17 protein-coding genes are annotated in these 18,750 nt (G+C 36.3%); 8 read left to right on the top strand and 9 right to left on the bottom strand.

Annotated features, from left to right (window positions below; all coding sequences use genetic code 11):
- The first annotated feature begins 55 nt into the window (after window positions 1–55).
- Together larE and STA7437_RS21185 are read left to right on the top strand one after the other, a co-directional pair.
- Window positions 56–868, top strand: coding sequence for an ATP-dependent sacrificial sulfur transferase LarE (gene larE / locus STA7437_RS21190; RefSeq protein WP_015195435.1), 813 nt, complete (start codon window positions 56–58; stop codon window positions 866–868).
- 53 nt (window positions 869–921) lie between these two features.
- Window positions 922–1,131 (top strand): hypothetical protein, encoded by a 210-nt coding sequence (locus tag STA7437_RS21185; RefSeq protein ID WP_015195434.1) that lies wholly within the window; start codon window positions 922–924, stop codon window positions 1,129–1,131.
- 88 nt (window positions 1,132–1,219) lie between these two features.
- On the opposite strand, the gene STA7437_RS21180 is transcribed toward STA7437_RS21185, so the two are convergent.
- From STA7437_RS21180 to ubiE, 5 genes are all read right to left on the bottom strand, one after another.
- Window positions 1,220–2,545 carry an RNA ligase family protein gene (locus tag STA7437_RS21180; RefSeq protein ID WP_015195433.1) on the bottom strand — a complete coding sequence of 442 codons (1,326 nt, stop codon included), beginning with the start codon at window positions 2,543–2,545 and terminating at the stop codon, window positions 1,220–1,222.
- Between the two features lie 341 nt (window positions 2,546–2,886).
- On the bottom strand, window positions 2,887–3,963 hold the full coding sequence (acsF, locus tag STA7437_RS21175) for a magnesium-protoporphyrin IX monomethyl ester (oxidative) cyclase (protein WP_015195432.1): 1,077 nt from the start codon (window positions 3,961–3,963) through the stop codon (window positions 2,887–2,889).
- Between the two features lie 453 nt (window positions 3,964–4,416).
- Window positions 4,417–4,845 (bottom strand): GGDEF domain-containing protein, encoded by a 429-nt coding sequence (locus STA7437_RS27000; protein ID WP_051036080.1) that lies wholly within the window; start codon window positions 4,843–4,845, stop codon window positions 4,417–4,419.
- A gap of 200 nt (window positions 4,846–5,045) precedes the next feature.
- Window positions 5,046–6,248 carry a DUF445 domain-containing protein gene (locus STA7437_RS21165; protein WP_051036129.1) on the bottom strand — a complete coding sequence of 401 codons (1,203 nt, stop codon included), beginning with the start codon at window positions 6,246–6,248 and terminating at the stop codon, window positions 5,046–5,048.
- Window positions 6,249–6,317: 69 nt separating this feature from the next.
- Window positions 6,318–7,049, bottom strand: coding sequence for a bifunctional demethylmenaquinone methyltransferase/2-methoxy-6-polyprenyl-1,4-benzoquinol methylase UbiE (gene ubiE, locus STA7437_RS21160; protein ID WP_041620283.1), 732 nt, complete (start codon window positions 7,047–7,049; stop codon window positions 6,318–6,320).
- Window positions 7,050–7,175: 126 nt separating this feature from the next.
- On the opposite strand from ubiE, the gene STA7437_RS21155 reads away from it, so the two are divergent.
- The 4 genes from STA7437_RS21155 (at window position 7,176) to STA7437_RS21140 (ending at window position 10,947) form a co-directional block, all read left to right on the top strand.
- Window positions 7,176–7,709 (top strand): COP23 domain-containing protein, encoded by a 534-nt coding sequence (locus STA7437_RS21155; RefSeq protein ID WP_015195429.1) that lies wholly within the window; start codon window positions 7,176–7,178, stop codon window positions 7,707–7,709.
- Window positions 7,710–7,798: 89 nt separating this feature from the next.
- The gene (locus STA7437_RS21150) at window positions 7,799–8,773 is read left to right on the top strand and encodes a S1 family peptidase (RefSeq protein WP_015195428.1); all 975 of its coding nucleotides are present in this window, start codon (window positions 7,799–7,801) and stop codon (window positions 8,771–8,773) included.
- The gene (locus STA7437_RS25090) at window positions 8,770–10,464 is read left to right on the top strand and encodes a GUN4 domain-containing protein (protein WP_015195427.1); all 1,695 of its coding nucleotides are present in this window, start codon (window positions 8,770–8,772) and stop codon (window positions 10,462–10,464) included. Before STA7437_RS21150 ends, STA7437_RS25090 begins: the two co-directional genes overlap by 4 nt.
- A gap of 63 nt (window positions 10,465–10,527) precedes the next feature.
- Entirely contained in the window at window positions 10,528–10,947 is a 420-nt protein-coding gene (locus STA7437_RS21140) for a secondary thiamine-phosphate synthase enzyme YjbQ (RefSeq protein ID WP_015195426.1), read from the top strand.
- Between the two features lie 93 nt (window positions 10,948–11,040).
- On the opposite strand, the gene STA7437_RS21135 is transcribed toward STA7437_RS21140, so the two are convergent.
- From STA7437_RS21135 to STA7437_RS21120, 4 genes are all read right to left on the bottom strand, one after another.
- Window positions 11,041–12,525: an alpha-amylase gene (locus tag STA7437_RS21135; RefSeq protein ID WP_015195425.1), complete on the bottom strand. Its 1,485-nt coding sequence runs from the start codon at window positions 12,523–12,525 to the stop codon at window positions 11,041–11,043.
- Window positions 12,526–12,732: 207 nt separating this feature from the next.
- Entirely contained in the window at window positions 12,733–13,353 is a 621-nt protein-coding gene (locus STA7437_RS21130) for a DUF1003 domain-containing protein (protein WP_015195424.1), read from the bottom strand.
- 299 nt (window positions 13,354–13,652) lie between these two features.
- Window positions 13,653–14,996 carry a TRAP transporter large permease gene (locus tag STA7437_RS21125; protein WP_015195423.1) on the bottom strand — a complete coding sequence of 448 codons (1,344 nt, stop codon included), beginning with the start codon at window positions 14,994–14,996 and terminating at the stop codon, window positions 13,653–13,655.
- A 9-nt stretch (window positions 14,997–15,005) separates the two neighbouring features.
- On the bottom strand, window positions 15,006–15,644 hold the full coding sequence (locus STA7437_RS21120; protein WP_015195422.1) for a TRAP transporter small permease subunit: 639 nt from the start codon (window positions 15,642–15,644) through the stop codon (window positions 15,006–15,008).
- A gap of 103 nt (window positions 15,645–15,747) precedes the next feature.
- On the opposite strand from STA7437_RS21120, the gene STA7437_RS21115 reads away from it, so the two are divergent.
- Complete coding sequence (locus tag STA7437_RS21115; protein WP_015195421.1) at window positions 15,748–16,881, top strand: TRAP transporter substrate-binding protein; 1,134 nt, start codon at window positions 15,748–15,750, stop codon at window positions 16,879–16,881.
- Between the two features lie 303 nt (window positions 16,882–17,184).
- Window positions 17,185–18,735: an FAD-dependent oxidoreductase gene (locus STA7437_RS21110; protein ID WP_015195420.1), complete on the top strand. Its 1,551-nt coding sequence runs from the start codon at window positions 17,185–17,187 to the stop codon at window positions 18,733–18,735.
- The last annotated feature ends 15 nt before the right edge of the window (window positions 18,736–18,750 follow it).

Genomic DNA, 18,750 nt, shown 5'->3' with positions numbered 1-18,750 from the left:
TAAGTCTAAAAATTCTTTTATAGTTTTGTTATAACCTCTTGATTACTTAGGAATAATGATTCAAGAAAAATTAACGCAACTAACCAGCTTATTTCAAGATCTGGAACGAGCTTTAATCGCTTATTCTGGTGGTGTAGATAGTACTTTAGTCGCCAAAATTGCTTATGATGTTTTAGGCGATCGCGCTTTGGCAATCACAGCAGTTTCTCCTTCTTTATTACCAGAAGAGTTAGAAGAAGCAAGCCTCCAAGCAGCAGTAATTGGGATCAAACACGAGTTAATTGAAACTCAGGAAATGGACAACCCCAATTATACTTCCAATCCTACCAATCGCTGTTATTTTTGTAAAAGTGAACTTCATGACACCTTAAAACCCTTAGCCATAGCTAGAGGTTATCCTTACGTAGTTGATGGAGTAAATGCCGACGACTTACAAGACTATCGTCCAGGAATTCAAGCAGCTAAAGAAAGAGGAGCGCGATCGCCTTTAGCAGAATTGGGTATAACTAAAATGGAAGTAAGAGAAATTTCTCGTTATTTGGGACTTACTTGGTGGGATAAACCCGCACAACCTTGTTTAAGTTCCCGTTTTCCCTACGGAGAAGAAATTACGGTTGCTAAATTACAAAGAGTAGGAAGAGCAGAAATTTATTTACGGCAATTAGGTTATCAAAATTTACGAGTTCGTAGTTTCGGAGATACTGCCAAAATAGAATTACCTAGTGAACAAATTCAAGAATTCATCCTGAAGGTTAATTTACCTGAATTAGTTAGCAAATTTAAAGAGCTTGGTTTTCTGTATGTCACTCTCGATCTCGAAGGTTATCGCAGTGGTAAATTGAATCAAGTTTTAAGCTTGTCCAAATAAACACAATATACTACAATAGATCAAGTAGTAAATTAATTTAAAGGTGAATAACTGTGGCACAACGACTAAAGCGATGGGAATCACCACGCCGTCAGGGTCGCAATGACAAAGGAAAAGGTGGTTCTGCTAGGGCAAGACAACTCCGTAAACAACAACAAATGCTCCGCCAAAAATTACAAGATAACTCGCAAAACAAACAAAATAATCAATCATCTGGGAGGGAATTTAACCCTCCTTTATTTTTTGAAATAATCAGTGATTAAAGTTAAAGCATAGCAAGAACACTTGAATGATTTTGTTAAAAGAAAGCGATCATCACAGTTATTTTTACTATGAAGTAATTCATTTGAACTAAATTATACCTTGGGCTTTGTACCACTGTTTCGCCTCATTCATTAAAGACTGATTGACTTCTTTCCAAGTTAAATCAGCAGCTTCTAATTCAGCGACACTTTCTTTTTGCACATCTAAAGCAAACCACTTGAGAAAATCACCCATTCGCTTCAAATCATATTGTCCGTCACAAGCTTCTGTTACTGCTTGTTGTAGTCTAGCTTCTGTAACAAAAAGATTGACAAATTGAGCAATATTTTCGACTTTTTCAGGAGCAATAGACACAGGTTTTGCAGTTTTGATAACTTGATGTTTAGCACCTTTAGCTTTAAACATATAATCGGTATAATTTGCTCTTTCAACTATCGAATTGGTATCAGGATACATCACTAAACCTTCGCCAATCCCTTCGATGCCAAAAGTAGCTTTAACCCAAGGATCTGATTTTTCTACAGCTTCTACCATCTCATTAATAGTATGAACAGCAGCTTTTAATTGTTCTTCATTCCCAAAGTTCAAAGTAATAGCTGCACCATAGTAAGGAAGTACAAAAATATCTTCATGCTTGGGTAACATTTGGGAAATTTTTTCGGGACGAACTTCCAGCTTTTTAGGCGTAATAAGATCGTCTCCTATTTGAATAGCAAATATAGCAAAAATTTTGCGTTTTAATTGGGAGATGGCAACACCTTTTTGAATATTATTACCACACCATTCGCCAAAGATCGCGAGATTTTCAGAAGTTCTTAAAGCAGAAAAATATTCTAAATTATTTTCAACCCAAGCAGCAAAACCTGCATTATCAGATTTAGAAGTAATGATTTGACTTCTTTTTTGTGCTGCTACTTTTCCTTCCGTAGTAACTTGAATTCCTGCGTTTGTACCGTGTAATTTAACTTTAGCGCGATAAGTAATCGTAACAGCCTCACCCAAAATATCCAAATTACGCTTTACATTATGGAGCAATTCAATACTCGTCCATTTTTGAAAAGTTAGCTTATCTTCTGAGTTAGTTGCTGTATCAATTAACTCTGACTGACAATAAACTTCTGAAAGATCTTCACCTAATTCTGCATCAACAATACCCAAAGCCATCCCATGAGAAGTAACACCCCGCAGCTTACAAGGTTTAATTTTAGTACCATCTTTTAACACCGAACCACCTAACGCTACGGCGACAAGATCTCCTGGTTGATATATATTCTCTAAATTAGCAACTATTTGTACTTGATTAGACTCGAAGCAGGCTTCGATCTGATTGGGTACTTCCATAATATAAATACGCAAAGCGTCTGCATTAGGATGTGCGCGAACATCACTAACTCTCATTGCAATTACACTCATTGCAATCAACTTCCTTCGGGAAAAATCAATTTGTAGCTTCCCGTCAGATATTTATACTACAAAAAGATTACAAAAGTCAAACAATAAATACAGCCAGCCGTCGACTGGCACCACGCGGTCGCATTATTTTCAAATATATAATGTTGCTAAAAATTACATTATTGTTGTGTACTTATGTTTGACGTATCGCTATAACTTATACCAATTCTCAACAGTCAGGCTTGTTATCTATCTAGAGACTTTTGCTCAACGATATTAATTTAACCTTAAAACTTTAAAAGAAAAAAGGTTCTGCATAACACAGAACCAAATTTAGTCAGCCAACAGTAAAAGCTGATAATTTAACGAGCAGTTCCTTCCAGATGATCGACACGAATTGGATTAATTAAATACAACTTCAAAAGTTCCCAACCATTAGAAACGTAGTAAGGTAATTTGCGTAATCCTTTAATCAATTGAGGAGCGTTAGAACTATCAATTTCTCTCAATTTTTCATTGTTGCTTACGCAAGTTTCTAAGCGGTTATAAAATTCTGGTCGATTAACATCAAGAATAACAGGGAAAACTCTGCCTGCGTTCTCATTAGTTTTTTCAATGACATACTTATCGTATTCTCGCGCATCCAAACCGATAGAAGCGTAGAAATCAGCACGCTGAGTATCGTTGAGATACATAGTAGCAAAAACTGATAAGAGGAAGAAGCGACACCAGAGTCTAGCTTTCCAGTCATTCAGGAATTGGGGTTGCGCTTTCATAATGGCATCAAAGAAATCTCCGTGACGATTTTCGTCTTGACACCAATTTTCAAAGAAACGGAAGATGGGATAAATTCTATCTTCTGGATGTTTTTCTAAATGACGATAGATAGTAATATAACGCCAATAACCAATCTTTTCAGAGAGATAGGTAGCGTAAAAAATAAATTTGGGTTTAAAGAAAGTATATTTACGGCTTTTGGTTAAAAATCCGAGGTCTAAAGATAAATCAAAATCGGACATCGCTTTATTGAGGAAACCAGCGTGACGAGCTTCATCTCGCGACATTAGGGTAAAGATTTCTGCCAAAAGAGGATTTTTGTCTTTTAAACGTCTACCTAATTCTTTATAAAGTAAAAAGCCAGAAAACTCGGCAGTACAGGAACGTTCTAAAAATTCTACAAATAATTTACGAGTTTCGCCATCTATACAATCCCAAGATTGATTAAACTCTTCATCTCGCACAAAGTGATGACGATTGTAGTCGGTACGAAATTCTTCTAAGATAGCCCTCAACTCGTCTTCATTAGCTGAGAGATCCATTTTTGCCATCTCTTCAAAATCTGTAGTGTAGAAACGAGGAGTAAGAATTGTTTCTTGTGATGGGACTTTAATCCCAGGACGCATTTCTTCAAACTGGGGTTTTTTTAGACTATCTACCATTATCTTCAAATAGTTAACTGGTGGTTATTTAAATTAGACCGCTTTAACAATTGCAGTTTTTAGGCTCGTAAAGTTACATTTTGCAATATTGAGAGACTATTATCGCGATTAGTTAACGAATATTAACCAGTTACCAGTTATCAGTGAGCAGTTACCAGTTACTGATTATTACTAAACAATGAATAATGAACGATGAAAAATTAACTATCAAATATTAACAAAACTTAAAAAAAAACATTATATTAATTCATGTTGAAAATTATTTTTGCCTGCTTGCTTAACCTTATACATTAATAAATCGACTTTTTGGAGCATTTCAGAAATTGAATTTAGTGGTTGAATAAAAGTTATGGCACCAATACTTAAACCAACTAAGGAAAATTCTGTTTGAGTTGTTTGTTGACAGCAATGAGAAACTTTTTTTTAAACAATTTGAGCAGATTCATAATTAGTTTATGGTAATAATAAAGCAAATTCATCTCCTACTAAACGAGCAAAAATATCGGTAGCACGAATTTCTTTTTTAATTGTTTGAGTAATTATTTTTAATAACTTATCCCCATGATGATGTCCATAGCGATCGTTAATTAGTTTAAAATCATCGATATCTAAATAAGCGAGAGTGAAAGGTCTTTGATATCGCAAAGAACGTAAACTTTCAAGTTGTAATAATTCTAAAAAAAAGTTTCGGTTAATTAATTCTGTTAAAAAATCAGTCCTAGCTAATTTTTGTTGTTCTTCATAAGCTTGTTTTAAAGCTGCGAGTAGGGAAGCAGTAATGAGAAAAAAACCTAATCTAACCGAAGCATTCCAATAGGGAAGCCAAAAATAATCATAAACATTAGCGTGTAAATCGGCTATAAACCAACTAATAGTACTCAAAATGGAGCTAACAATTTCCCACTTTTTCCTACATACCAACTGATTAAAGTAATTGGCAACAAATAAAAAATAGACAAAGCAATGTCAATCTTTATTACATAATCGATCGCGCCAATCAATCCGATTAAAACTAAACTAAAACCAAGAATTAATTTTGGCGGTAATCGATTTAGAAAATTAACAATTATCATTAATTTGTTTTAAGTAAACAACATTAAAATTGTTTGCACTAATCCAACCAAAAATCCAAGAATACCTCCTAAATTTACGATCGCTTGTAGTTCATTTTTAACGATTCCTTGAATAGCATCTTCTAATTCTTGAGGAGAAGTAGCCATGACGCGTTCAATAATAACTTTATCGATTGATAAGATGGGAATAACTTGAGTAATTAAGTTTTCTAAATCTTTTTCCAAATAACGCTCCAAAATTAAAGCTAATTCTTGACTAACTATTCCCAAAGAATTATTAACAGTTGCTGAGGAACGTAAGCGATTAATAATTATAACTGCTACATTTTTCCAATCAACTGAATCTCCCAAACCTTGAATAAATTCTGACCCTCGACTTTGTAAATAATTACGTACAGTTTCGCGAGTAGTTTTACGAAATTGTCTCACAGTAGCCACAGGTAGATTTTGTAAAGAAAGATTTTGAAATAAATCTCGTAAACGATTACGAATTTCTAAAGAAAAAATCAATTCTTTTAAGCGAGCATTAGTAATTTCTTTTTCATCAATACAAAAAGTTCGTAAACGAATTAAACTATTACGCAAGCCAAACAGATTGGCAACTACCCAATAAGTACCACTAGATTTTTCTCGAAATCCTTCATCAATAATTTGAATATTGCGATCAGTTAGAAAATCAATGATACCTCTACGTAAAAGATCTGGAGGCAAAACTACTTCTAAAAGCCAATCAGAAAATTGTCTAGCTTGAGCATCACTTAATTGAAAATCTAATAAAATTTGATCAAAAATTTGATTAATTTGCTCTTCTAAAAAATCTTCTCGACGGGCTAAGACTTTAAGTAGACGAGGTAAAGATTGTCCAAATAAATCTTTTAAAACATTAGCTAACACTTTAGCTGTTTTTTGTTCTTTATCAGATTGAACTTGGTCAAGAGCAAGTTTTAATAGCCATGATAAAGCACTTTCTACTCGTTCAGTTTTGAGCAATCGTTCAGCTAATTTTTGTAATTCTTCTGGGGTAAGCAACGACCCCATGATTGTATCAGAAACTTTTTGAGCTAGACGCTCCTGATTGCTGGGAATTAATCCAGGAGTAAAAGGTAGTCTCCGCTTGCCAAAATAGATTGCTTTGTAGGGACGAAATAGCATTTTGATGGCTAAATCATTAGTGAAATAACCAATAATACTCCCTGCTATAGGAGGAACCATCAATAACCAGAGATTTGCAAGTTCCAAGGTCGTAATTAATCAATAATGAATTGTCGATTTTAGGATTACCTATGTTCTATTATCACTATTCCCTTTAGTAATGACTAATACTCCCATCATGTCGCCAGCAAACAAATAGTGAGTAGCTTGTTCAAATCCCGCTTCACGGGCGAGTTTGACTTGTTCTACTCCTGTGGGAAACCGCTCTAAACTAGGAATCAAATAGGCATATTCTTCGGTCATACCAAACTGTTGTGCAGTAGGAACGACAAGGTTTTGTAAATACCATTGTTGAAAAGTACGCGCGATCGCTGTTTGGGGACGATGAAAATCAAGGATAGCTGCCGTTGCACCAGGTTTGAGAACTCGGTATAACTCCTGTAAACCAAGGGAAATATCAGTAAGATTGCGTAAGCCGTAGCCCATCGTCGCACAATCAAAATAATTGTCTGAAAACGGAAGATTGAGTGCATCTCCTTCTAGCCAACTAATTGGTAAATTAGGATTAAGTCGTTGATGTCGAGCAGACGCGATCGCAAGTTGAGAACAAGCAAAATCTACACCAATTACTTGACCAGTTGCACCAACTTGTTTCGCCAACATCATTGCCAAATCTCCACTACCACAACAGAGATCTAAAGCGCGATCGCCCTGATGAGGATTACTCCATTTTACACTCATCATTTTCCAGATGCGATGCTGTCCCAAACTTAACCAATCATTCAAGCGATCGTATATGGGCGCAATACGGTCAAATAGAGCTTTGATTTCCGTAGCTTGAGGAGTAGACTCTTGATTCATAACTAGATTACAAGACATTAACAATAGCAATACAAAAGAGTAACAATTTTAGCTAAAATTATGATGCTAAGTATATTTTCGGAATATAAAGTAAGCTTGTTCAAAGTTGTTTAAAGTAAAGTCACCATGAAACTTAAATCAACATTTGCAATTTTTGCAGGATTAGCTGTAGCTTTGGGTGTTACCATTGCTCATCCCGAAGCTAGTTCGGCAAAAAATAATACTTATTACTGTGCCAAACTTAATGGCGGTTGGAATACTTTTGTTAATACTCCTAGAGGTAGAGTAACCTTAATTAACTGGGTGAGAACTGTTTCAACCCAATGGACTCCTGAATCTCGTTGTTCGGCAGTTTCTGAAAGATTCCAAAAGTTTCTCGATAATGGGAGTCTTAAATACATTCGTACTGGCAATGTTAACCGTCAACCAGTGATTTGTGTTGCTGAAAATCGAGGTGGAACTTGCCCAGATAAAAATGTTTTAATTACCTTACAACCAGGAGCAGATCCAGAAGAAGTACTAATTCAATTAATCGACTTTCGTCGGAGTGTCAGCGGACAAACTATCGTCCTCAGCAACGATGATGCCGGATTTTATCAAGATGGCGAATTTTACGTCGACATGGAAAAGTTTCTTGAAACAGTTCCCGTTGATAAATAAACATCGAGAAGTGTCTGGAATGAAATTATGACTGGTTACTAAGAGCAACGTCAAAAAATTAATCAATTAGCACGATTAAAAGGCGATTTATGGATTTCAAGCCCCAAGCTGTCAAGTTGTTAATTTGCCTTGCCAGCATAGGCTTATTGTTACCAGGAGACGTTTCTCGATTATCCTCAAAAACTCTTGCCTCGGCTTCTCCACATTTACTCCTCACGCAAATCACTCACAACACTGCCGAAATTACTGTTAGAGTATGGGGAATAGAGGCTCTTGGTTCGGGCATAATTATCAATCATCAAGGATCTGGTTATACTGTTGTTACTAATCAACACGTTTTGCGAGCAGGCAAAGCTCCTTATCAGATTCAAACTTCCGACGGCAAAATACATCAAGCCACAGTTGTTTCAAACTCATTATCGAAGCAATACGATTTAGCTTTGTTACGTTTTCGTAGTAATCAGAATTATAAAACCGCTAGATTAGGTAATTCTGCCGACCTTAAAGTAGGAGAACCAATTTTTGCTGCTGGTTTTCCCGCCCAAATAGACGAAATTACTACTCCTCAGACAAAATTAACCCCATTAACCCAATTTACTTTAAAAACAGGGAGAATTGCCGTAATCTTAGACAAAGCTTTAGAAGAAGGTTACCAAATTGGTTACACTAACGACGTAAAAAAAGGTATGAGTGGTGGCCCGTTGGTCAACAGTAGAGGAGAAGTAGTAGGAATTAATGGTAAACACGCTTATCCCTTGTGGGAAGCACCCGATTTCTTTGCCGATGGTTCCCAACCTTGTCCTCCTTTACAAGAATTAATTACTCGTTCCAGTTTAGCCATTCCAGTCGAAAAAATTACGGAAATTCAGCCTAATTTACAACTAAATCGTTCGGTTCAATCTTCTTTAGCTTCAGAGGATGCTGCTGTGTCTGTGATCATTGAAGACTCAGAAGAAAATGGCAATACTGCCGAATTGATTTTTAAAATGCAAGCAGAAGCAGAAGCAAAAAAAAATTGTAGAGAGTTACCTGGAGAATCAGACCCATCGGAGGCTAAACAATGAAATTTTCTCATACCATCACCGCAGCTTTGATTGGAGTAGCACTCGCTACAACCTCACCCACTTTAACAGTGGCACAAACAGTTATATCTCAGGCTTTAAATCCAGAACAAATTAGTCTGCGCGCCAAACAAATTACAGTGCGTATTGATGGTAGCGGGATTGGTTCTGGTGTAATTGTTGGACAGTCGGGAGAAACTTATAACGTATTGACGAACTGGCACGTAGTCAAAAATTCTGGTCAATATACAGTAGAAACGATTGATGGAAGAGTGCATCAGGTTGACACACAATCGGTTAAACAATTATCAGGTTTAGATTTGGCTGTTTTGACATTTAATACCAACCAAAATTATCAAACTGCTGAAATTGGTAATTCTGCCCTACTAAACGAAGGTCAAAGTATTTATTTTGCAGGTTATCCTGGAGAATTAAAGCAAGAAAGCGATCGCTATTATCGCTTTTTTACGACTAATTTAGTTGGTATTTTACCCAAACCAACTGAAAATGGTTATGCTTTAATTTACAATGGCGAAGCTTTTCCAGGGATGAGTGGCGGTCCTGTTTTAGATAAAAATGGTATGTTAATTGGTATTCACGGGGAAGCTAATATTCATGCTCGTACTTTTGGTACTTCCAATTACGCAATTCCGATTGATACTTACCAAACTGCAATTGCACCTAATTCTACTCCTCAACCAGAAACTACAGCAACTACACCTCAACAACCAGAAACCACAGTAACAACACCTCAACAACCAGAAACAAACGTAACTGTTGCGGATACTCCTTCTAACGAGCAAACTCCCCAAGAAATTGTGATAGATATTATTCCAGACGATAATTCTAATTCTTCGTCAAATAATTCTCAATCTTTATCAGATCAACCACAGTCACCATCAATTACTCCGCCTGTAAATAGTCAACCGCCAAAACCACAGCAAAATTCAACTACAATTTCTTCTATCCCTACTTTTAGTTCCCCTACTTCTTCAGGTAATCAATTTTCTCCTGAAGTAACTCAACCAACCCAACCAACTCAACCTGCTCAAACGAATCAAGCAACCCAACCAACCCAAGCGAATCAAGAATTTAACTCGTTAGGTACAATAGGCACAACCTTAATCTCTGCTAGAACCGGAATAGATTACGCTCCTTTGAGTGATCTTTTAGAGCAAGGAAAATGGGAAGAAGCGGATCGTCAAACCTACGAACTAATTGAACAAATTGTCAAAACAGCCAAAAATCGCAATCCCCATATGTTCATTGAACTAAAAACTATTGCCGAATTTTCTTGTACGGATATTCAAACCATCGATCAATTATGGCGTAAATATAGCGGTGGTAAATTTGGTTTTACTCCTCAACAAGAAATTTGGAATAGTGTTAATGACCAAGGTGATTTTTCGACTGAAACTTGGCGACGTTTTGCTACTTCTGTAGGTTGGAAAAAAGGTGATGTAGCTAGCAGTAGTGGCTATTTATTGTACGAACAATTAGACTTTGATCCTACCCAAGCACCAAAAGGTCATCTACCATGGTGGTTTGCCTTATCTGAAGAAGAACAGAATGTAATTAAACACTTGTTTGCCCGTTGTAATTTGAATTCTGTAGCAGAAAACAAGCCAGGTAATAATCCTGAAAAACCTCAGACAGAAACACCTGCTAAACCAACCAATAATCAGCCTTTTTAAAGATTTTTATCGCGATTTCACTCTAATAAAATTTATTTTTGATAGATTTACAAAATAAATCTAATGACACATTATCAAAAAGCACTTAGACTTAAAACCACAGGGAAAGCTCTCCATAAGATTACAAGTCAAATAGAACAAATAGTAGCCGAATCAGGCGTAGAAATGGGACTATGTACCGTTTTTGTCCGTCATACTTCTGCCTCCTTAGTAATTCAGGAAAATGCTGACCCTGACGTTTTAACAGATTTATCTAATTTTTTAGCGAAATTAGTTCCAGAAGATCCTATGCGCTACATTCACAATGCTGAAGGTCCCGATGATATGCCTGCTCATATTCGTTCTGCTTTAACTCATACCTCGGAACAAATCCCAATTGCTAGAAATAGATTAGTGTTAGGGACTTGGCAAGGAATTTATCTTTGGGAACATCGTCAAAGAAGTCATCAACGGGAAATATTTGTCCACATTAGTGGCAATTGATCAATAATCAATGAGTAGGGGGAATTCATGAATTCCCCCTACAGATCAAGAGCTAAAATGCGTTCATACGCACCAGATTAAACTAGACTGCTTTTAATTAGCTGATTTGGGTACCCAAACCGAAACTGAACCTGCTGGACAGCGGAATTCTGCCCAACCCTTATCATTAGTTACAATAGGTTCTTTGATATGTTCGGTAAGATCAATGTAAGTATGGTTAGGCTTACCAACTTCCATCCATTTAGTACCTTCTCCGCCATTACTTAACACCACAGCCATTCCGCCTGGGTGTTCTTCATCGCCGAGACGTGTCCAACCAATACAATTAGCATGATCGAAATAATCATACTGGTCGCCAAAAGCATATTCTTGACGAGCAAATAAAAATTTATCAATAATCCACTGATGTTGATCAATCCAGATTTCGTATTCTTGTCCGTCATTGCCAGTATCTTTGTAATGCGCGCCATAATAATCGGCATAGAAGATACAGGGATAACCATCTCTTCTTAATAAAATTAATGCATAAGCTAGGGGTTTAAACCAACTTTCAACTACAGATTCTAGAGACTGTAAGGGTTGAGAATCATGGTTTTCTACTAAAGTGACAGCTAAAGCAGGTTGCTGTTGTACTAATGTACCGTCAAAAATTTGACGCATATCGTAGTTATTTCCCGCCTTACTAGCTTCACTGAAGTTGTAATGTAAAGGGGCATCAAATAAAGCTACATCTCCACCAGTAACTTCGATAAAATGATGCAAAGCTTCAATATGATTAGACCAATATTCACCTACTGCAAATAGTTGTTTGCCAGCATAGTTGCGACAGTGATTGAGCCATTCGGGGAAAAATCCTGCTCTAACGTGCTTGACGGCATCGAAGCGAAAACCATCAACATTGGTGGTATCCATATACCATTCGCCCCAATATTTGAGTTCGCCTCTTACCTCTGGATGTTCCATATCCAGATCGCAACCCATTAAATAGTCAAAAGAACCTTGTTCTAAATCTACTTGCTCGTCAAATTTTTTATCTTTAAATAAATAAATGGCATTAGCATCGCCATCATAAGCATTGTAGTCAACAGCATCAAAATGCCACCAATGCCACTCTAAGCTAGAATATTTGCCTTGACGACCAGGGAAAGTAAAATGTGTCCATACTTTAACCTTTTGCATTTCTCCAATGGCATGATGTCGATCATTGGGGTTAAAAGGTGTTGCCTCAACTTCTTCCTGTTCGTCACCACCAAGTTTATGATTTAGTACCACATCTGCATAGACGTGTATGCCAGCTTCTTGAGCAGTTTTAATGGCTCTAACATACTCGTCTTTAGTACCGTACTTAGTCCTTACCGAGCCTTTTTGATCGAATTCACCAAGATCGAAAATATCGTAGACACCGTAACCAACATCGTAACCACCTGCTGTACCTTTGTAGGCTGGAGGTAGCCACACGGCAGTAATACCTGCTTTGGCTAGATCCGCTGCATTTTCGGCTAATTCATTCCACAAGCTGCCATCAGGCTCGTTATACCAGTGGAAATATTGCATCATCACACCATTAAATTCGGTCATGAAAAAACCCCTTTTATGCAAAGCAATTTAATCTATAAAATTTTGAAAATTTTAAAATTGGCAAACCTTGCAGCGAATTTATCCTGAGATTCATTTAGCTTGCTGTCGCCAAACGAATTTAAATTAACACAAAACCAGAATATTCTAATCTATCTCAAGATAGATTTTTATGCATCTGTGCAGTCATAACGAATAACAACAAAGTAGCTATTGATTAGAATTTTCTTGATCTAATTTTTGTTCTTCAGTTGATTGTTCTAGATTTTCTTGCAAAATATCGAGAACAATTTGAGGATCGGTAGCTTCTTTCATCATTTCGGCTTCCCAATCATAACGGTTATGAACTATTGGTATATCTTTACGTAATTCTTCGACTAGCTCAATTAATTTGGCAATTTTTTGCTCTGTTAATAAATTAATCTGTAAATTTAAATGCGATCGCTGTTCGGCTAATTTATCTTGACGAGTTTGTTGTACTAATACTCCTGTCGCAATTAGCAAAGATGCAATATCAACTCCCATTTCTTCTAGATTAAATTTAGGAAAATTCCAAGGTAATAAATGTGGAGTAAAATGACTACAGAGTCCCCAAGTAATAAAAAAAATTAGTTGTAGATATAAAAAAATAGATTTCCCGAAAAAAGATGCTATTTTGTCTAAAATTTGCTCGTGAATGGGAATATTGCGTTCTTGTTTTGTCTGGAAACCAATGATTGTTTCAATATTTTTAACAACTTGCTCAGATAGTGGATATTTTTTGCCATCGATATAAATAGATGCAGGCGATTTTGACGTAGTAGAATCTGATTTTTCTGGTTTAGAAATCATTTTAAATAACACTTTTGATTGACAAATTTACTAACAGATCGGATTTGATATAACGTTTCTCATCTTGGTAAGGTACACCAGTTATCAGTGACCAGTTACTAATTACTAATTACTAATTACTAATTTATGAGGGATGAATAATCAACAATTAACATAAGCGAAGCGCACTACCGTAGGTCTCAATCATTAACAAAAACCAGTATTTTAAGGTGTACCTCTAAAGAAGTGAGAACTGCTATAGTCTAATCAAAGAGTATATTAAACAATTTACTGATTAATCATTTTGTTGTAATTTGCTCTTAAATACTTGTAGCTACAGAAGCATCAATTAACCAGCGTACAGTTTGAGGAAAAATAATTACAATCATCAAGACAATAAACTGCAACACCATAAATGGAATCGCACTTCTGTGAATTTCAATAGTACTAATTTCTTTAGGAGCAACACTTTGAAGATAAAACAGAGAAAAACCTACAGGTGGAGAGATAAAAGCGGTTTGTAAATTAATTGCCATCACTACCCCAAACCATACCATATCAATTCCTAAAGCTTGAGCAGCAGGAACAAATAAAGGCATAGCAATAAAACAAATTTCAATAAATTCTAGAAAAACTCCTAACAGAAAAATAGCAATATTACTAACAAACAAAAATCCCCAAAAGCCTCCAGGTAAACTGGTTAGTAAGTTAGTAATCCAAGTTTTACCTCCCAGAGCATCAAATACTAAACTAAACAAGGAAGAACAAAAGAGAATCATCAATACTAAAGCAGTAATCACTGCTGTCGCGTGGGCTGCATCTCTAAGCAATTTAGGGTTAAAGCGTTGGTTGATGGCTGCTAAAAGACAAGCTCCTACTGCTCCTACTGCTCCTGCTTCCGTAGGAGTGGCTAAACCAAAGAAAATACTGCCTAAAACTGCAAAAATTAGGAACAATGGTGGTAAAACTGCTTTAATTATCTGTTTTAATAAAGCCTTGCCTTTGGGAATAACAAGATCTTTTGGTAAAGCTGGTACTATTTCTGGTTTAACCATTGCCAGAATTACCACATATAACATATAAGAACCAGACAACATTAATCCTGGTATTAATGCTCCTAAAAATAAATCTCCTACAGAAACTCCAATTTGATCGCTGAGAATGACCAAAACTAGACTAGGGGGAATCAATTGGGCTAAAGTTCCGGAGGCAACAATGACTCCTGAAGCTAATTGTTTATCATAGCCGTAGCGCAACATGACAGGTAAAGATAACATTCCCATTACTATGACAGTAGCAGCCACTACGCCTGTGGTAGCAGCGAGGATCGTTCCTACTAAGATTACGGCTAAGGCAAGTCCACCCTTTAATTTTCCTAATATAATGCCAATGGTTTCTAATAATTCTTCTGCTAATCCTGATTTTTCTAAAACTGCACCCAAAAAAACAAAATAGGGAATTGCCAACAGAGTAAAGTTAGACATTGTGCCAAACCAGACGTTGGGTAATAGCAAAAGTCGATTGAGATCGAAAGCACCAACACCCAAACCAATCAAACCAAAAATAATTGCAGTACCAGCAAAAGAAAAGGCAACAGGATAGCCACTCATCAAAATGAAGAAGAAGCCTACAAACATCACAATTGCCAGCCACTCAAAACCCATTCTCGTCTCCTATTCAATCTTGGTATGATCGGAAGTTTCTAAACGTATTTGTTCGGCTACCTGTTGAAAACCCAACAAAACAGCTAGATATTTGATTGCTTGAGAAATACTTTGTAACAGTAACAAAATTAAACCAATCGGAATCATAGTTTTAATAGGAGCGCGGGGCAATCCATTGGCATCACCAGAAATTTCCCATGTTCCCCAACTGCCATCGGGTAAACGTCCCCAAGAGTTTAAAACAGGATTGAAGGTTACCCAAATACCAATTAAACAAAAAGGAATTAAAAATAATACTGTACCTAAAAAATCAATTAGCGATCGCTGTCGTTCATTCAATCTTCCATAAAAAAAATCTACTCGCACATTATCGCCATGTTTGAGAATATAAGCAAATCCTAGTAAAAATAAAATTGAAAATAAATACCATTGCAATTCAATTAAGGCGTTTGAGGATAACTTTACTCCGATAAATCGCCCTAGATAACGAGCCATGACATTATAAAAACCGATGCCAACGGCTAATAAAACTAACCAGTTGAGCAACCAGTCAAGCTTTTCAATACAATTATCAATCGCTTGAGAAATTTTAAGTAGCGAGCTTAGCAAAGCTGAGGCGGGGTTCACTCCCTTCGGTCGCGGTCGCATAAATCTCCTTTGAGCATTAATTAATTAAATTAAATAACTCATTCTACCTAAATCACTAACCTTGACATATATATTGAGAAAAAATATTTCGTGAGGGAGTGTTATGAAACGTCGATCTGTTGTAAAATATGCTTCTCAAGCAGCAGTTGCCACAACGGGAATAGCTATTATTGGTGGCTGTCAAACTGCACAAAACCAATCTTCCACAGCAAATAATGAAATAGCTGATTTACCCAATCTGCAATGGCAAATGGCAACTAGTTGGCCTCCTTCTCTTGATACAATCTTTGGTGGCGCACAGGTTTTAGCGGATCGAGTAGCAGCTTTAACTGGCGGTAAGTTTAAAATTTCTCCCCGTGCTGCTGGCGAAATTGCCCCTCCTTTAGAAGTGTTAGATGTGGTTTCTCAAGGTGCAGTTCAATGTGGACATACTGCTTCTTATTATTACATTGGGAAAAGTCCTGCCTTAGCTTTTGGTACAACTGTTCCATTTGGGTTTACTGCTCAACAACAAGATGCTTGGTTATACGAAGGTGGCGGTTTAACTAAATTACAAGAAATCTATGCCAGCAAATTTAATCTTATTCAGTTTCCTGCGGGTAATACTGGCACACAAATGGGTGGTTGGTTTCGCAAGGAGGTTTCTACCCTCAAAGATTTGCAAGGGTTAAAAATGCGGATTCCTGGGTTAGGTGGGCAGGTAATGGCAAAATTGGGCGTAACAGTCCAAACTTTGGGTGGTGGTGAAATTTTTCAAGCACTACAAACAGGCGCAATTGATGCTACAGAATGGGTAGGACCTTATGATGATGAAAAACTGGGACTAAATAAAATAGCAAAATTTTACTACTATCCAGGTTGGTGGGAACCAGGGGCAACTTTAGAAGTACAAATTAATTTAAACGAGTGGAATAAACTTCCCCCCCAATACCAAGAGGCAATTAAAACTGCTGCTTACGAATCTAATGCAACTATGTTAGCCCGTTATGATGCTCGTAACAATGAAGCTCTGCAACGTCTGATTGAAGCTGGTACACAACTACGCCCGTACAGTGAAGAAATTTTAACCGCAGCACAACAAGCTGCTTTTGATATTTACGAACAGTTTGCTGCTAAAGATGCTGATTTTAAAGCAATATATGGAGAATGGCAACAATTTCGCGATCGCATTTATGCTTGGGATCGGCTTAATCAAGGTAGTTTTACTAACTTTGTTTATTCTAAGATGAAACAATAAGGAGTAGTTATCAGTTACCAGTAGGGACAATTCATGAATTGTCTGTACAGCAGTTACCAGTTTAGTTCTAGATAAACTGATTATTTTTTGCTTCAACTATCAACCAATTGTCTTGACTGTTGGCTGATAACTGTACTATTTCTTGCCAATAATATATTTATATGAAATGTAAAAAAGAATGCTACCAATAGTTTGATTTTAGATGAGGTTCAGCTAAGAGCGTATAGCTAAAAGCTAAAAAACGATCCGAACCGTAGCAAAAATTGAAGTATTTCATATTATTAAAAGCATAGGAATCGGGTTATGGGTTTAAGTGAACAAATTTTAGCGCAGCGAAATGATGGCGTTTGGGAAAGATTACAAAGTGCGGATCGCTTTTGGAATGTTTTTCGGAAAGAGCAAATTAATCCTACCGAAGCTGTTAATGTTAGTAATGAATCTTTGGGCAAAACTGATTGGGATTTGGTAATTTGTGGTGGTACTTTGGGGATTTTATTGGGTGCTGCTTGTACTAAATTAGGTTGGCGAGTTGCTTTAATTGAGCGAGGAATACTTAAAGGCAGAGAACAAGAATGGAATATCTCTCGTCAGGAATTACAAACTTTTATTGAATTAGAATTATTAACAGAATCTGAGTTAAATCAAGCAATTGCAACTGAATATAATCCTGCTCGGATTGGTTTTTTGGGTGGTGAAGAACTTTGGGTTAAAGATGTTCTTAATATTGGAGTCGATCCTGTATTTTTACTCGCTAAACTAAAAGAAAAATTTTTACAAGCTGGTGGACAATTATTAGAACAAACTCCTTTTACTAAAGCTACAGTTTATAATGATGGGGTTTTAGTAGAAGCAGGAGAATTTAAGTTAACAACTGGTTTGTTAGTTGATGGTATGGGGCATTTTTCCCCGATAGTAAAACAAGCTAGAAAAGGAATTAAACCCGAAGGTATTTGTGTAGTTGTCGGTAGTTGTGCTGAAGGGTATCAAGAAAATTCTACAGGAGATTTGATTTATTCTTTTACACCTATCATTAATCAATGTCAGTATTTTTGGGAAGCTTTTCCTGCCAGAGATGGACGCACTACTTATATGTTTAGTTATCTAGATGCCGAGCCAGCTAGACCTAATTTAGAATGGTTTATGGATGAGTATTTAAGATTATTACCTCAGTATCAAAATATTGAATTATCACAACTAGATTTTAAGAGATTTTTATTTGGTTTTTTTCCTGCTTATCGTCAAAGTCCTTTGCATTTAACCTGGAATCGTATTTTGACAATTGGTGATAGTAGCGGTAGTCAATCTCCTGTTAGTTTTGGTGGTTTTGGTGCAATGGTTAGACATCTGCAAAGACTAACTTCTGGTATTGATGAAGCAATAAAATCAGATTGTTTAAAAAGTAAAGATTTAGCTTTACTTCAACCTTATCAACCAAATATTTCTGTTACTTGGTTATTTCAAAAAACCATGAGTGTTGGTATCAATGAAAAAGTCAATCTCAATCAAATTAATGATTTAATGAATGGCGTTTTTGCTGTTATGAATCATCTTGGTGATGATGTACTAAAACCTTTTCTTCAAGATGTAATTCAATTTGCTCCTTTAGCAAGAACTCTGCCTTTAGTTAATCCAAAATTAGTGTTACCAATTTTACCCAAAGTTGGCATCAATGGTTTACTTGATTGGAGCATTCATTATTTGAATTTGGCATTGTATAGTGGTTTTTATCCTCTCGGAAAATCAATCCAACCTTTAGTTAATTATTTATCTCCTACTCAGCAGTATTATTATCATCGTTGGTTAGATGCTTGGAAATATGGTTCTGGTGGAGATTTTCATGTTAATAAATACTAATTTTAATTAGATCAA

Origin of the sequence: Stanieria cyanosphaera PCC 7437 (assembly GCF_000317575.1) — a bacterium.
Classification (GTDB): Bacteria; Cyanobacteriota; Cyanobacteriia; order Cyanobacteriales; family Xenococcaceae; genus Stanieria; species Stanieria cyanosphaera.
Note: the sequence above shows the minus strand (reverse complement) of the source record. Positions and strands in the feature narration are given on the sequence as shown.

Bases quoted from the DNA above. Each gene is read 5' to 3' on its own strand.
- STA7437_RS21120 (WP_015195422.1), bottom strand. From the start codon at position 15,644: ATGCGACCGCGACCGAAGGGAGTGAACCCCGCCTCAGCTTTGCTAAGC.
- STA7437_RS21125 (WP_015195423.1), bottom strand. From the start codon at position 14,996: ATGGGTTTTGAGTGGCTGGCAATTGTGATGTTTGTAGGCTTCTTCTTC.
- STA7437_RS21110 (WP_015195420.1), top strand. From the start codon at position 17,185: ATGGGTTTAAGTGAACAAATTTTAGCGCAGCGAAATGATGGCGTTTGG.
- STA7437_RS21180 (WP_015195433.1), bottom strand. From the start codon at position 2,545: ATGAGTGTAATTGCAATGAGAGTTAGTGATGTTCGCGCACATCCTAAT.
- ubiE (WP_041620283.1), bottom strand. From the start codon at position 7,049: ATGAATCAAGAGTCTACTCCTCAAGCTACGGAAATCAAAGCTCTATTT.
- STA7437_RS21150 (WP_015195428.1), top strand. From the start codon at position 7,799: ATGGATTTCAAGCCCCAAGCTGTCAAGTTGTTAATTTGCCTTGCCAGC.
- STA7437_RS21140 (WP_015195426.1), top strand. From the start codon at position 10,528: ATGACACATTATCAAAAAGCACTTAGACTTAAAACCACAGGGAAAGCT.
- acsF (WP_015195432.1), bottom strand. From the start codon at position 3,963: ATGGTAGATAGTCTAAAAAAACCCCAGTTTGAAGAAATGCGTCCTGGG.
- STA7437_RS21165 (WP_051036129.1), bottom strand. From the start codon at position 6,248: ATGGTTCCTCCTATAGCAGGGAGTATTATTGGTTATTTCACTAATGAT.
- STA7437_RS21130 (WP_015195424.1), bottom strand. From the start codon at position 13,353: ATGATTTCTAAACCAGAAAAATCAGATTCTACTACGTCAAAATCGCCT.
- STA7437_RS25090 (WP_015195427.1), top strand. From the start codon at position 8,770: ATGAAATTTTCTCATACCATCACCGCAGCTTTGATTGGAGTAGCACTC.
- larE (WP_015195435.1), top strand. From the start codon at position 56: ATGATTCAAGAAAAATTAACGCAACTAACCAGCTTATTTCAAGATCTG.
- STA7437_RS21155 (WP_015195429.1), top strand. From the start codon at position 7,176: ATGAAACTTAAATCAACATTTGCAATTTTTGCAGGATTAGCTGTAGCT.
- STA7437_RS21135 (WP_015195425.1), bottom strand. From the start codon at position 12,525: ATGACCGAATTTAATGGTGTGATGATGCAATATTTCCACTGGTATAAC.
- STA7437_RS21115 (WP_015195421.1), top strand. From the start codon at position 15,748: ATGAAACGTCGATCTGTTGTAAAATATGCTTCTCAAGCAGCAGTTGCC.